Origin of the sequence: Rhodoplanes roseus (assembly GCF_003258865.1) — a bacterium.
Classification (GTDB): domain Bacteria; phylum Pseudomonadota; class Alphaproteobacteria; order Rhizobiales; family Xanthobacteraceae; genus Rhodoplanes; species Rhodoplanes roseus.
This window is the reverse complement of sequence record NZ_NPEX01000539.1, coordinates 1-1785: the sequence shown is the minus strand read 5'-3', so window position 1 is coordinate 1785 and position 1785 is coordinate 1. Positions and strand designations below refer to the sequence as shown.

Genomic DNA, 1785 nt, shown 5'->3' with positions numbered 1-1785 from the left:
GACCGTAGGGCCGCGGCACCGTACGTCTTCGCTCCTCGTGGTGAGGTGCGAGCGAAGCGAGCCTCGAACCATGTGGCCCCGAAAGGCGGGACCGCCCCGGCGGGCGTCTGGCGCGGCACCCGATCCGCCTTACGAAAGCCGTGGCCGGACCGCAAACGGTCGGGACCCGGTCGGAGGAGGGGCCATGATCCGCGGCACGACTCTGCGCATGCTCGTGCTGGTGGCGGCGCTGGCCGCCGCGGCCGCGCCGACCCGCGGCCTCGCCCAGGACGCCTCACGCACGCTGGACTCGTCGCGGACTCGAGACGCCCCGCGCGGCGGAGACGGCACGCGGCGGGACGATGCCAAGACCTCGCCCGACAAGCCGCTGCCCGAGAAGGCGACCCGGGAGCTGCCGCCGGCGCTGCTGGCGCTGCTCCAGGAGAAGCGGATGCCGAAGCACTCGCCGATCGTGCTGCGCGTCTTCAAGGAGGAGGCCGAGCTCGAGGTCTGGAAGCAGGATGCCGGCGGGCGTTTCGAGCTGCTGAAGACCTATCCGATCTGCCGGTGGTCGGGCGATCTCGGGCCGAAGGTCGTCGAGGGCGACCGCCAGGCGCCGGAGGGGTTCTACACGGTCACGCCGGCGCTGATGAACCCGCACTCCAACTATCATCTCGCCATCAACACCGGATTTCCGAACAGCTTCGACAAGGCCAACGGCCGCACCGGCAGCCTCCTGATGATCCACGGCATCTGCGGGTCGGCCGGCTGCTACGCCATGACGGACGCGCAGATCGAGGAGATCTACGGCCTCGCCCGCGACGCGCTCGCCCGCCGTCCGTGGTTCCAGGTCCAGGCCTATCCGTTCCGCCTGACGCCGGCGAACCTGGCGCGGCACCGGAACAATCCCAACCTGCCGTTCTGGACGATGCTGAAGGTCGGCAACGACCACTTCGAGACGACGCGGCGCGAGCCCCGGGTCGACGTCTGCGAGCGCCGCTACGTGTTCGACGCGAGACCGCTGCCGTCCGCCGCGACTCCGCCGGTGTTCGATCCCGCCGGGACATGCCCGCCCTATACGGTCGATCCGAAGATCGCGGGCCCGGTGGCGGAGAAGCAGCGGGCCGACACCGCCGAGACATCGCGCCTCGTCGCGGAACGGGTCGCCGACGGCGTGCCGGCGGCGCCGATCTACACCGGCCTCGACGGCGGCATGCACGAGAGCTTCCGGGCGCGCTGGTTCCGGGTGGTCATCCCGCTGTCGAAGGTGATGCCCTACGCCTCCCACCTGCCGACGCTGCCGCCGATCCCGTATGTCGACAACGACGGCTCGCTGGCCCGCAAGTGGTTCGGAACCGTGTTCTGAGCCAGGGAGGAAGCCTGTCGCGCGGCGTCTTTCGTAACCCGGGCGGACCGCAGCGACGGCCGGGACCGCCGCGTCGCTGATCCCCGGGTTTCGCAGGCTCAACCCGGGCTACGGGCGGTCACAAACGTTGTCGGGGCTGCATCCTTCGAGCCCCGGCTTCGCCGGGCGCCTCAGGATGAGGAGCGAGTCGGGTGCGCGGCGCGGCGCAGCCGCGACCGCCCGGCCTCGGCACCGCGCTGCTTCGCTCCTCATGGTGAGGTGCGAGCGCAGCGAGCCTCGAACCATGTGGCCCGGACGCGGGACGGCCGGCGCCGATCCGCCCACGGCCGCAGGCGCTTTGCAGGTCATGAACAAAACTTATCCCCGCTGAGGACCATGGTCCTATAATCGACCCGTCCCGCTCCACGAGGGACGTCGACCGGTGACGTCGGGCGGCGGAG

Annotated in this window: 1 protein-coding gene; it reads left to right on the top strand. The window is 70.9% G+C overall.

The window, feature by feature from the left end:
* Positions 1 to 184: 184 nt before the first annotated feature.
* Positions 185 to 1345: a L,D-transpeptidase family protein gene (locus CH341_RS31075; RefSeq protein ID WP_210208698.1), complete on the top strand. Its 1161-nt coding sequence runs from the start codon at positions 185 to 187 to the stop codon at positions 1343 to 1345.
* Positions 1346 to 1785: the final 440 nt, after the last annotated feature.

Excerpts from the sequence above, each read along its gene's own strand:
- CH341_RS31075 (WP_210208698.1), top strand. The coding sequence starts at position 185 with ATGATCCGCGGCACGACTCTGCGCATGCTCGTGCTGGTGGCGGCGCTG.